General features: G+C 57.1%; 8 protein-coding genes. 1 reads left to right on the forward strand and 7 read right to left on the reverse strand.

Translation table 11 applies throughout. The features are described from left to right. Positions 1-35: 35 nt before the first annotated feature. Together erpA and clcA are read right to left on the reverse strand one after the other, a co-directional pair. Positions 36-380: an iron-sulfur cluster insertion protein ErpA gene (gene erpA / locus WFN75_RS12570; protein ID WP_040077104.1), complete on the reverse strand. Its 345-nt coding sequence runs from the start codon at positions 378-380 to the stop codon at positions 36-38. An 80-nt stretch (positions 381-460) separates the two neighbouring features. Then, on the reverse strand, positions 461-1,849 hold the full coding sequence (clcA, locus tag WFN75_RS12575) for a H(+)/Cl(-) exchange transporter ClcA (protein WP_336996268.1): 1,389 nt from the start codon (positions 1,847-1,849) through the stop codon (positions 461-463). A gap of 264 nt (positions 1,850-2,113) precedes the next feature. Between clcA and hemL the strand changes: the two genes are divergently transcribed. Next, the gene (hemL, locus tag WFN75_RS12580) at positions 2,114-3,394 is read left to right on the forward strand and encodes a glutamate-1-semialdehyde 2,1-aminomutase (protein WP_040077106.1); all 1,281 of its coding nucleotides are present in this window, start codon (positions 2,114-2,116) and stop codon (positions 3,392-3,394) included. A gap of 278 nt (positions 3,395-3,672) precedes the next feature. Here the strand turns inward: hemL and fhuB are convergent, their stop codons facing one another. The 5 genes from fhuB to mrcB all read right to left on the reverse strand — a co-directional run bounded on the left by fhuB (position 3,673) and on the right by mrcB (position 12,397). Beyond that, the gene (gene fhuB, locus WFN75_RS12585) at positions 3,673-5,655 is read right to left on the reverse strand and encodes a Fe(3+)-hydroxamate ABC transporter permease FhuB (protein WP_336996269.1); all 1,983 of its coding nucleotides are present in this window, start codon (positions 5,653-5,655) and stop codon (positions 3,673-3,675) included. Continuing rightward, entirely contained in the window at positions 5,652-6,542 is an 891-nt protein-coding gene (fhuD, locus tag WFN75_RS12590) for a Fe(3+)-hydroxamate ABC transporter substrate-binding protein FhuD (protein WP_442913310.1), read from the reverse strand. The genes fhuB and fhuD overlap by 4 nt, the downstream gene beginning before the upstream one ends. Next, a complete protein-coding gene (gene fhuC / locus WFN75_RS12595; protein ID WP_040077109.1) occupies positions 6,542-7,339 on the reverse strand; it encodes a Fe3+-hydroxamate ABC transporter ATP-binding protein FhuC in 798 nt (265 codons plus the stop codon). Before fhuC ends, fhuD begins: the two co-directional genes overlap by 1 nt. A gap of 48 nt (positions 7,340-7,387) precedes the next feature. After that, a complete protein-coding gene (fhuA, locus tag WFN75_RS12600; RefSeq protein ID WP_336996270.1) occupies positions 7,388-9,637 on the reverse strand; it encodes a ferrichrome porin FhuA in 2,250 nt (749 codons plus the stop codon). A 234-nt stretch (positions 9,638-9,871) separates the two neighbouring features. Beyond that, entirely contained in the window at positions 9,872-12,397 is a 2,526-nt protein-coding gene (gene mrcB / locus WFN75_RS12605) for a bifunctional glycosyl transferase/transpeptidase (RefSeq protein WP_207293019.1), read from the reverse strand. Positions 12,398-12,436: the final 39 nt, after the last annotated feature.

Raw genomic sequence — 12,436 nt, forward strand, 5'->3', positions numbered from 1 at the left:
GGGGTTGCCGTTTTTGTCTTCTGCACCCTGCAATTTTAGATGCTGAAGGAGGAGCCGCACCCGCAGGTGCTCTTGGCATTCGGGTTAGTTACCACGAAACGGGAACCTTCCAGGCCTTCGGTGTAGTCCACCGCGCCACCCACCAGATATTGCAGGCTCATCGGGTCGACCACCAGGGCCACGCCCTGCTTCTCAATGGTCATATCGCCATCGTTAATCTGATCGTCAAAGGTAAATCCATACTGGAAGCCGCTACAACCGCCACCGGTAATATAAACACGCAATTTCAGCGCCGGGTTATCTTCGTCGGCGATCAGGTCTTTTACTTTTTTAGCTGCTGCTTCAGTAAATTGCAGCGGCAGCGCGATGTCATCACTCATTTTATGCTCCCATGAATACTGCTATCGGGTTAAAAATCACCCAATTCTTGTTGTCATTATCTAATACCCTGGTATAGCAATCAAGTATTCTGCTCTGCCTCTTGCTTCGCCAGTGTGCGCGCAAGAATGGTGGAGTATAGCGGTTTACCGCCCAGGAATTGGGCTAATAGTGTCGCGCCGAGGCAGGTAATGATCATTGGCAAAATGAGCTGATAGTTGTCGGTCATCTCCAGCACCAGCACAATGCCGGTCAGAGGTGCGCGTAAAGAGGCCGCCAGCAACGCCCCCATTCCGGCAATGGCAAAGGTCCCGGCATCAAGGTGATACGCCGGAAATCCAGCCGCAGCGGCCATGCCAAAGGCGGTACCCAACAGCGTGCCCAGCGCCAGCATGGGCGCAAAAATTCCGCCAGGCGCGCCTGACGAAAAACATAACACCGTGGTAATGACGCGGGAGAGAAACATAAACAGCAGCAGGCCGATGCTGAAATTACCGGCGGCCGCAATCGGGATTAAGCCAAAACCGCCACCTGCAGCATTCGGTTCGATAAACCCCAGGATACCGCATATCCCCCCGAGCAGGCCGCCAACCAGCACCCATTTGGTAGTGTTTCCGCCATGGATACGCTGGAACATATCCTGCGCCCGCAATATCAGCGTATTAAAAAGCGGCCCGACGATGCCAAAAATCATCCCCAACACCAGATAGAGCCACAGCGTATTCACCGGCGCGTTGGTCAGCTTGCCCACCTCTATCACCGCCCCTTCGCCATTGAAGATACGAAAGACGATGCTCGACATAATCACGCCGGTAAAGACCGCCTTAATGGAGATCAGGTTGTAACGAAACTGGGCGCGCATCTCTTCAATGATAAATAAGATGCCTGCCAGCGGCGCATTAAACGCGGCGCTAAGGCCTGCCGCAGCCCCGGTAGCCAACAGGGTATGACGTGCTTCCGGGCTACGCATGCGAAAAATATCACCCACCATGCGCCCCACGTTCCCGCCCAGTTGAACCGTGGGCCCTTCTCGCCCAAGCACCATACCGGCACCGAGCGTTCCCATACCGCCGATAAACTTGACGGGCAGTACGCGCCACCAGCGCACCGGGCGCAGCTCTTCGAGCGCGCCTTCAATCTCCGGAATGCCCGATCCCCCCGCTTCAGGGGCAAACTTACGCACCAGGAAATAGCCTGTCGCCGCCAGAAGCGCGGACAGCCCAAAGGCCAGGCCCCACACCAGCCAACTGCGATCGGCATAGCTTGCAACGGTGCCAATACGCCAGTTCAGCACTATGTTGACCGCTTTTTCGAAAGCGACGCCGACGAACCCTGCCAGGGTTCCCACCACCGCAGCGGCAAGCAGGATCGCCAAAGGCGTTTTATCACGGTTAAGCAAGCGGCGTATGCTGATACGCTGCCGGGCACGTGCCAGTTGCTGTTGTTCAAAAGAGGGAGTATCTGTTTTCATGGTCTGTTCTTATTGATCATACAAATAGCCGGAGGGATTCTACCAGACGTATCCCGTCTGGCCTGCAAAAGTGCTGAATAAAATCGCAAATGAATGTGGCTAAAATGTTTACCCCAATCATTCGGGCGACCGGGCAAAAATGCAGGAACGAGCCGGGTAGTCAGGCCAACGCACAAGCAACTTGAGGTATCACGGGTATATAACCTTCTGCGAATCACTTAGAATAGTGTGCTTAATCATTTTATACGAACCAGGAACGACGCCATGAGCAAGTCAGAAACGCTTTACAGCGCTGCCCGCGAACTTATCCCGGGTGGTGTTAACTCCCCAGTACGCGCTTTTACCGGCGTAGGCGGTACGCCGCTGTTTATTGAACGTGCGGACGGCGCATACCTGTACGATGTGGATGGTAAAGCCTATATCGACTACGTCGGCTCGTGGGGCCCGATGGTGCTGGGACACAACCACCCGACCATTCGCAACGCGGTGATTGAAGCTGCCCAGCGCGGCTTAAGCTTCGGCGCCCCGACCGAAATGGAGGTCAAAATGGCCGCCCTGGTCACCGAGCTAGTTCCGACCATGGATATGGTGCGGATGGTGAACTCTGGTACCGAAGCGACCATGAGCGCAATCCGCCTGGCGCGTGGCTTTACTGGTCGCGACAAGATCATCAAATTTGAAGGTTGTTACCACGGCCACGCTGACTGCCTGCTGGTCAAAGCCGGTTCCGGTGCCCTGACTCTCGGTCAGCCGAACTCGCCGGGCGTTCCGGCGGATTTCGCGAAGCATACCCTGACCTGCACCTATAACGATCTCGACTCCGTGCGCGCGGCCTTTGAGCAATACCCGCAGGAGATCGCCTGTATCATCGTAGAGCCTGTTGCCGGCAATATGAACTGTATTCCACCGCAGCCTGAATTCCTGCCTGGCCTGCGTGCCCTGTGCGACGAGTTTAATGCCCTGCTGATCATCGATGAAGTGATGACCGGTTTCCGTGTCGCATTAGCGGGTGCCCAGTCTTACTACAACGTGGTGCCAGACCTGACCTGCCTCGGTAAAATCATCGGCGGCGGTATGCCGGTAGGGGCCTTTGGTGGTCGTAAAGAGGTGATGGATGCGCTGGCGCCTACCGGGCCGGTCTACCAGGCGGGCACGCTTTCCGGCAACCCGATTGCGATGGCGGCGGGCTTTGCCTGCCTGACCGAAGTGGCCCAGCCGGGTGTTCATGAGACCCTGAGCGACCTGACCACGCAGTTGGCAAACGGCCTGCTGGAAGCGGCACAAGAAGCCGGTATTCCGCTGGTGGTAAACCATGTGGGCGGCATGTTCGGCCTCTTCTTTACCGATGCCGCAACCGTGACCTGCTATCAGGATGTTGTGAAGTGCGACGTGGAGCGTTTCAAACGTTTCTTCCACCTGATGCTGGAAGAGGGTGTCTACCTGGCGCCGTCGGCGTTTGAGGCGGGCTTTATGTCAGTTGCGCATAGCGTTGAGGATATCAATAACACCATTGATGCCGCGCGCAGAGTGTTCGCGAAGCTCTAAGGGCCTGATGCCCTCACCCTGGCCCTCTCCCACGGGGAGAGGGTACAAATACTAAAAACGGCAACCAGAGGTTGCCGTTTTGCTTTGACCCGGTGCGGTCTGATGCCCTCACCCTGGCCCTCTCCCACGGGGAGAGGGTACAAACACTAAAAACGGCAACCTGAGGTTGCCGTTTTGCTTTTACCCGGTGCGGTCTGATGCCCTCACCCTGGCCCTCTCCCACGGGGAGAGGGTACAAACACTAAAAACGACAACCAGAGGTTGCCGTTTTGCTTTTATCACCTGCTCTGCTTTCTCAGCAGCCAGATAAAGTACGGCGCGCCGATAAAGGTCGACAGCAGACCCGCCGGGATCTGATAAGGGAAAAGCACCATTCGCCCGCACCAGTCCGCGAACACCAGCAAAATACCCCCCGTCAGCGCCGACATCACAATGTGCGGCATCGTACGACGAAAACCCAGCATACGGGCAATGTGCGGCGCCATCAGGCCGATAAAGCTTAACGGGCCGATGGTCATGGTCGCCGTGGCGGTCAGGCACGCCGCCAGTAAGAGTAAGCCCACGCGAGACGGCGTCAGCGCTATGCCTACCGCCCGGGCGGTGTCGCCCCCCAGCGGCAGCACCGTTAGCCAGCGACGACAAAGTGGCACGATAGCCATAAGCACCACCAGCGCGATGCCCGTGCTCACCACCTGCGCGGTAGAGGCGTTATAGGTAGACCCCGCAAGCCAGGTGAGGATCTGCGCCATACGCGGGTCACCACTGGCCTGCAGCATCATTAACAGCATGGTAAAGGCGGTGCTGAGCGCCATCCCGGCCAGCAGCATACGGTGAGGCGAAAAGCCCCCGCGCCCGGCCGAGACCATAATGATCAGCAGGGTTACCGCCGCACCCAAGCTGCCCGCCGGCATCAGCCAGCCGAAGGCATTGCCAGGGACGAAGAAAAGCATTAAGACGACGCCGAAGGCCGCGCCAGAGCTGATACCCAGCACTTCCGGGCTCGCCATCGGGTTGCCGGTCAGGCGCTGAATAATACAGCCCGCGACCGCCAGCATTACCCCGGCAATCAGCGCCGCCATGACTCGCGACCAGCGCCACGGCATCAGCTCATCCAGCAGCGCCCCGCTCGCCCAGTGCCAGCCTGTGGCATCACGCCCAAAGGCCAGCGCGGCTATCACCGCCAGTAACAGCAGCAGGCCGCCCCCCAGGGCATACCACAGCACGTGATGACGTTCGGCAGCAACATGGTTCCCGGCGTTCATCGCGGGCGCGCTCATGCTTCGCAGGCGCGGCAGGAGCCATAGCAGCAGCGGTGCCCCCACGATCGCCGTCACGGAGCCGGTCGAGACCTCCATCCATACGCGGGTTAGCCACAAAATAATCTGATCTGACAGCCAGAGGATAAGGGCCCCAATCAGGGGAGCGACCAGCAGCCGGGTTAGCAGGCGACGGGCACCGACCATTTTCGCCAGCAATGGCGCAAACAGGCCGATAAAACCAATGATCCCGACGGCGTTGACCAACAGGGCGCTGATCACAATCGCCAGCGTCAGCGCGGCCAGACGCGCCAGCGACAGCGCCAGCCCGAGATTACGCGCCACGCCGTCATCCAGTCCCATCAACGTCAGCGGGCGCAGCAGTAACAGCGTGAGCAAGACGCCGCCCAGCAGTTGTGGCCACAGCCGCTGTACAATGCTCCAGTCGGTCTGCGTTAGCGTACCGGTACTCCAGAGGAACATGCTTTGCAATTCATCGTGATGGAAGATCACCAGCAGCTGGTTGATCGCACCGCAGTAGAGACTGACGACCAGACCGGCAAGGATCAGCGTCACCGGTGATAACCGCTTGCCCCAGGCCACGCCAAAGACCAGCGCACCGACCACGCAGGCGCCAATCAGCGCCGCGAACTGCGGTGCCAGTGCGCCCGGCAGCGCCCACAGGGTGGCGATAGTCATCCCCAACTGCGCGCCGGTCGCCACCCCCAGGGTGGTGGGTTCCGCCAGGGGATTGCGTAGCACTTGCTGGAACAGTACCCCCACCAGGCCCAGGCCCGCCCCCACCAGCAGCGAGATCACCAGACGCGGTAACAGGCTGTAGTGGAAGATCATCTGTTCGATCTTATCAATATTTGGCGCAACAACCGCTTCGCCCCACTGGGCTCGCGGCAACGCGGTCGTCAGGTTAATCCAGGTTAAACCCAGCGCCAGCACAAACAGCGCGACCAGCAGTAGCCCGGGCAGCAATGTTATCCGTGATTTCATGCTTTGCCTCCCAGGGCGCTATCCAGTACCCGGACAAAGTGCATCGCCGACAGGGTCGCGCCGTAGAACCACACGGCCGGTACGCGCTGGAAACGCTGCTGGCGGACAAAGGGCATCGCCTGCCATAGCGGGGTTTTCATCAATGTCTGCATCTCACGCTCATTGCCATGATCAAAACAGAGCACATCGACATCACGAAACGCCGCCAGCCTGTCAATGCCTATCGCGGTGCTGCCCCAGAAGGTCATCTCCCCTTCCCAGGCATTATTTATTCCGTAGCGATCCATCACCTCCTGGAAGAGGCAGTTTTTGCCGAACACCAGTACGTGGCGGGCGTCCAGCAGCGTAATCATCAGCAAAGGCCGGTCGCCGCGCCCGGCGAAACGCGGTTTGTAGCTATCAATGACGCTGTCGAAGTGATCAAGATGCTGACGGGCAGCGGCCTCCAGGTTTAACAGCTGGGCCATCTCGTTGAGCGAGTGACGCGCTTGCGTTAGCGGGGCTTTCCCGTCGCTAAACGAGAACCCCCGGCCTGGCGCAATCCGCGCCAGCTTCTCCTCTGAGGGGCCATACCCTGCCGACCAGACCAGATAGGAGGGTTTCATTTGCGTCAGCAATTCGAGATTGGGCTCGGTGCGCAAACCGATGTCGATGACCGAGTCAGGGAGGCTGGGCTCGTTTACCCACAGCCGATAGTTGGGGATATCCGCAACGCCATAAGGCGTGACGCCGAGCGCGAGCAACAGCTCAACGGGCAGCCACTCCAGGGCGACAATACGGTCGTTATTGATGGCGGCTGCGGCATGCGCGGTGCCCATTTTCCAGAGCAACGGCGAAAGGGCCATCGCCGTCAACAACCGACGGCGGCTAATCGTTAAATCAGACATCAATAGACAAAGCTCACCGGTGCCGCCCCGGCAGGGTGCGGCAGAATGCCCATCGGAATACCGTAAATGGTTTCCAGCGTCTCACTGCGCATCAGCTCTGAAGGCGTGCCCTGGGCAATCATTTCCCCCCCGCGCAGCGCTACCAGATAATCACAGTAGCGGGCGGCCATGTTGATATCATGCAGCACCGCAATGACCGTTAGCCCACGCTGCTGGCTTAAACGATGCACCAACGCCAGCACATCGACCTGATGGGCGATATCCAGTGCGGAGGTAGGTTCATCCAGCAGCAGGCAACGGCTATCTTGCGCCACCAGCATCGCGATCCACGCCCGCTGACGTTCACCGCCAGAGAGGCTATCAACCAGGCGATGTGCCAGTGGTTTTAATCCCACCAGGGCGATAGCTTCTTCCACTTTCTCACGGTCGGCTACGCCAAAACGTCCCAACGCCCCATGCCACGGATAACGCCCAATCGCGACCAGCTCGCGCACGGTCATCCCTTCGGCCTGCGGCAGTTGCTGCGGCAGATAGGCCACCTTGCGGGCAAAGGCCTTACTGCTCCAGCTTTCCAGCGGCTGTCCATCCAGCAAAATATCGCCTTCTGACGGCGGCTGATGACGACCAAGCATTTTCAGTAAGGTGGATTTGCCGGAGCCGTTATGGCCGATCAGACCGGTGACCTGGCCTGCAGGAAAGGTCAGCGAAAGGGGGTGCAGCAGCGTGCGCCCAGGCACGCGAAAGGAGGTGGCATTTAGCGAAAAGGTTGTATCGGATTGCGTTGTTTTGTCCTGCATCGTAGCCAACTTAGTAAAAGGGCACGGCGAACCGTGCCCGAAGGAAGATTAGAAGCGGAAGGTCGCGGTGGCGACAACCTGGCGTTCAGCACCCCAGAAGCAGCCGTAGGTATTGAAGCAGCTTGAGACGTATTCACGATCGAACAGGTTGTTGACGTGCAGCGCTACGTTAGAGCCGGCCATACCAAGGCGAGCCAGATCGTAACGGACCAGCGCATCAACTACGGTGTAGCTGCCCACTTTGAAACTGTTTGCTGCATCGCCATAGCTGGAGCCAGAGTAACGACCACCCGTACCCAGCGTCAAGCCAGAGAGCGCACCGTCATAGATGGTGTAATCCGCCCACAATGACGCCATATGTTTAGGCACCTGAACCGGAGTATTACCTTTTAAGGTGGTATCCGTTGTGTATTCGATGTCAGTGTAGGTGTAAGAGCCGACAAGGTTAACGCTGGCAGATAGCGCCGCTTTCGCTTCAATTTCTGCGCCACGAGAGCGAATTTCGCCACCTTCAACCGAGAACAACGAACCCGCCGGGTCTGCCATCAGGTTGTTGGTTTTCGTCAGATCAAACAGTGCAGCCGTTACCACAACTGGACGATCGCCTGGGATGTACTTCACGCCCACTTCGTACTGTTTGCCTTTTGACGGTGCAAAAGGTTTACCCTGCGCGTCGGTTTGTGAAGACGGCTCAAAGGATTCGCTGTAGCTGAAGTACGGCGTTACACCATTGTCGAACAGGTAGTTAACACCACCGCGCCAGGTGAACTGGTTATCATCGCGCGAAGCAGTAGTGTTAAAGACGCGGTTAAAGGAGTTTTGTTTAGCCCAGTCATAACGACCGCCCAGGGTAACCAAAACTTTATCCCACTGCGCCTGATCCTGAACGTACAAACCGGTTTGTTCTTGCTTATTCAGAATCTGATAAGGCCCGGAGTTTGCTGGATTTTTCGAGTTAAAGTCGAAATCAGCATTAACCGGGTTGTACAGGTCGAGCAGCGGAACAGAGTCGTCATAACCGAACCATGCGTTGATGTCATTACGCATACGCATATAGTCAACGCCGGTCAGCAAGGTATGCTCAATGGCACCCGTAGCAAATTTACTCTGCAACTGAGTATCAACAGAAAGGTTTTGCAGTTTTTCATCATCAGCAACGTATTTACGCGCCAGAGTGTGACCTTTTTCTGCTGGCGCAATCGCTGCACACTGCTTGCTGGCTGCGTTTGCTGGATCCGAACAGACGCCATAGCCATAAACGCTGTTTTGAGAGGTTTTGTTCTCAGCAAAGCGCAGATTCTGGCGCAGCGTAAAGGTGTCGTTGAATTCGTGATCGAAGCTGTAACCGACCATTTTCTGGTTACGAGAATAGGTATTATTGGTCGCACCTTCGTTGAAGTCGGTTGGCAGACGTTTACCGTTTGGCAGCGGCTCTACCGTACCTTCTTTTGGCAGCCAGCCGTAATAACCCGTTTCCGGTTCATTCTGGAAGTAAGAGAGGAAGGTAAAGTTCGTTTTATCATCCGGACGCCAGGAGAAAGAGGGAGCGATGGTGTAGCGCTGCTCTTCCGCCCCCTTCTGTTGGGCATTGGCAGAACGGGCCAGGCCTGTTAAGCGGTATGAGTAAACGCCGTCGTCATCCAGCGCATCGCTGAAGTCAAAGCCGGTCTGGAACAGGCTGTTAGTACCCGCTTTGAACTGAATCTCTTTCAGGGGTTCAGTCGTTGGACGCTTGCTGACCATGTTCAACAAGCCACCCGGGCTGCTTTTTCCGTACAGAACTGAGGCCGGCCCACGCAGCACTTCTGCACGCTCCAGCATATAGGGATCGATTACCGCGTCGTTGTAGAAGTTACCCTGCATTTTCAGACCATCCAGATAGTTGTTCTGGGTTTGCCCGTCCGCGGCGAAGCCACGGATAATCAGGTGATCGTAGGTATTAGATGCGCCTCGAGTACCAACAGAGACACCCGGCGTATAGCTAAGTGCTTCTTTGACAGACTTAGGCTGATGCAATGCCATCTCTTCCGCCGTCACGACGGAAATGGACTGCGGCACCTTCTCAATAGAGGTGTCGGTCTTGGTCCCGGTGGCAGATTGCCGTGCCGCGATGGTCGCAGCGGGTCCCCATGCGCTCTCCTGTGGAGCTGGCGCTGCGGTAACGGTAATCGTCTCTTCTTTTTTCGGGGTTTCAGCGGCCTGTGCATAGGCAGACATGCCGCTAACCGCTGTGGCTACAACCACTGCGATTTTACGCAGTGAGTAATTGATTGGCTGAGCAGTTTTTGAAAGCGCCATTGGTATCTCTCTGAGCAAGAGTGAATGATAACGTAAACGAGAATTATTATTATGACCGCAGCATATTATGCGAAACGCTGGCGGCATAGCAAGCGAATAGCGGCCCTACGGAAATTGAGGGGATAAGAAATAAACAAGAGAAAAACGGGGGTTATAAAGAGGGAATAAAGCAGTTAGAGAAATGTTTGTTTTAAGTGAAATCCCCCTCTCCTCTCGAAGAGGGGGTCTGGCACGTTAATTACCGCCGAACATATCCTTAATCCAGCCAGCGACACCGTCGCTCTCTTTCTTCTCATTCTGCTGCTGCGGCTGCTGTTGTTGCGGCTGCTGTTGCGGCTGAGAAGATTGCTCGAACGGGTTACCAGTGGGTTCCGGAGCGGCCTGCTGACACAGTGAATCTGGATTACTGGTCCAGACCGGCAGGCTTCGCATCCCGCCGCCACAGACGAAGGTACCCGACTCATCCACGCCCATATCCACGATATCTTCCGGTGGCGTCAGAACTAACGGTACTGGCGACTGGTTAGTCAGATAGCGCTGATAGATAGACATCGCACCGCTGGCACCGTACAGCTTAGTGGGCTGGTTATTATCACGACCCACCCAGGTAATCACCACTTCACGTCCATCAATACCGGCAAACCAGGTGTCGACGTTGTTATTGGTGGTACCGGTTTTACCCGCCAGATGCAGGCCCGGATACTTCGCGCCCAGCTGGCGCCCCGTACCACGCTGCACAACCTGCTGCATGGTCCACAACGTCATGTATGCCGCCTGCGCCGGAACGGCACGCTCCGCCTGCGGGAAGCTCTGATACAGCACCGTACCGTCTTCGGCAATGACCGAACGCAGCGCGGAGAGAGGAGCGCGATTACCGCCGCTGGCGATGGTCTGGAACGCCTGCGCCACTTCGATTGGCGTCAGGTTCAGTGCGCCGAGGATCATCGCCGGAACCGGATGCAGCTGGTTTTTAGGCACACCCAGTTTTACCCAGGTATCGGTAATCGCCGGCAGGCCAAGCGCCATACCCAGGTTTACCGTCGGTACGTTCATAGAACGCGTCAACGCATCCACCAACATCACCTGTCCGCTGAACTGACGATCGTCGTTCTGCGGCGACCAGACCTGGCCATTCGGCTGGCGCAGAGAGATCGGCGCATCCGCAATCCAGGTGTTCAGGCGATACTGGTTCGGCTGGCTCAGCGCCGTCAGATAGGTGGCCGGTTTCGCCAGAGAACCAATCGAACGACGCGCCTGCATGGCACGGTTATATCCGGCATACTGCGGCTCTGCCCCGCCCACCATGGCGCGCACTTCCCCGCTGTATCGGTCAACCACCACCATCGCAGTTTCCAGGTCGCTCAGCTTACGCTGTTTCTTCAGGACCGGAATACCTTCCACGGCCGCTTTTTCCGCAGCATCCTGCGCCACGGAGTCGAACGTGGTGAAGATCTTCACGCCGGAGAGATCTTTCACTTTATCGCCAAGCTTCGCCTGCAACTCCTGACGAACCATCTGCATAAACGCAGGCTGCGGGGAGATAACGCCACCGCGCGGCTGTACGCCCAGCGGACGTGCGCTCAGCATTTCATACAGCTCCTGGTCGATCACTTGCTGCTGTTGCAGCAGGCGCAGCACCAGGTTACGACGCTCCAGCGCCAGTTTCGGGTTGCGCCATGGGTTGTAGATCGACGCCCCTTTCACCATGCCCACCAGCAGCGCCTGTTGGTCAAGGCTCAGCTCTTCGACCGGACGGCCAAAGTAGTACAGGCTCGCCAGCGGGAAACCACGGATCTCGTTATCGCCGCTCTGACCGAGGTACACCTCGTTCATATACAGTTCAAGGATACGATCCTTGCTGTAGCGGGCATCCATCAGGACTGCCATGTAGGCTTCGTTAGCCTTACGCCAGTATGAGCGCTCGCTGGAGAGGAACAGGTTTTTCACCAGCTGCTGGGTCAGGGTACTCGCCCCCTGCACCGTGCGGCCGGCCGTCAGGTTGGCCAGTACCGCACGGCCAATAGAGTAAAGACTCACCCCGTCATGCTCGTAGAAATGACGGTCTTCGGTTGCCAGCAGAGTATCGACCAGCAGATCCGGGAAGCCATTTCGCGCCACAAACAGGCGCTGCTCGCCGTTCGGCGAAGAGAGCATGGTGATCAGGCGCGGATCGAGACGGAAGAAACCGAACTGGCGGTTATTATCCATGTTCTCGATGGTATCCAGATGATCGCCATCGAAGGTCAGACGCGCGCGCACCTGCCCCTCTTTGCTGTCCGGGAAATCGAACGGACGGCGGATCATCTCAATGCTCTTAGCCTGCACGGTAAATTCGCCAGGACGCGTCATTTTTGTCACCTGACGATACTGCGTCGCCTCCAGCAGTTTGACCATCTCGTTCTTGCTGATGGACATGTCCGGCTCAAGGTTCACCATCCGCCCGTAAACGGCCGCAGGCAGTTGCCATACTTTACCGTCGATACGGCTACGGATTTTTTGATCCAGATAGACGCCATAGATCGCCATCAGGGCGATAAACACAATAAAGAGCTTCAGTAACAGCCAGAACCAGCCGCGTTTTCCACGAGGCTTACGCCCTTTGCCTTTTCCTTTGCGCGGCATCGGTTCTTCATCCTCATAATCGTCTTCATAGTCATCGTCGCGCTCTTCATTTCTGAGTCGACGACGGCTTACTTTCTCTTTTGCCGGACGCGTCGGTTTCCCTTTACGTCCAATAGGCTCGCGGTCATTCCCCGCCATGCTTTTTCTCCGCAACTATCAGGCGCAAAGGCCCGATTC

The sequence above is a fragment of the Leclercia sp. UBA7405 genome (assembly GCF_037152215.1).
In the GTDB taxonomy this organism is placed as follows: Bacteria; Pseudomonadota; Gammaproteobacteria; order Enterobacterales; family Enterobacteriaceae; genus Enterobacter; species Enterobacter pneumoniae.